The sequence below is a fragment of the Oleiphilus sp. HI0043 genome (assembly GCF_001634935.1).
This window is the reverse complement of sequence record NZ_LWEY01000804.1, coordinates 1-425: the sequence shown is the minus strand read 5'-3', so window position 1 is coordinate 425 and position 425 is coordinate 1. Positions and strand designations below refer to the sequence as shown.

1 protein-coding gene is annotated in these 425 nt (G+C 36.0%); it reads right to left on the bottom strand.

The features are described from left to right. A partial coding sequence (locus A3729_RS32695) for a hypothetical protein (protein ID WP_197475728.1) occupies positions 1-425 on the bottom strand: 425 nt, incomplete at both ends.

Here is a 425-nt window from a genome sequence, read left to right as displayed (position 1 = left end):
TGGCGAATTTGTTTACGTTCACCAACTGTTAAATTAGCAAAACGTTCATTGTCAAAGTATTCTGCATTTGGAACAGTGATGATACGTTGTTTGAAATCAGATTTGTTAAGATTGAATACACCTGCTAACAAATCAACATCAAGTTCAGCTTCCATATCTGGAGTTGTCAAGATGTAAGCATCTTCAAGTTTAGTGTAAGTGTGAACACGCTCAATGTTATAACGAGGAGAAATAAACTCCATGTCTTTAGCAATGGCACGTGCTTTCTTAACTACAGCTTTCATATCTGATCCAACGGCTTCAACGTGCATTTTACCAGTTGTTACAGCGTCAATAAGCAAGTATTGGAACAACATTTGTTCATCAAGTTCAGCAGCTGAATAAATAGATTCAATGATTTTATTTGAAAGTGTTGACAAACCACC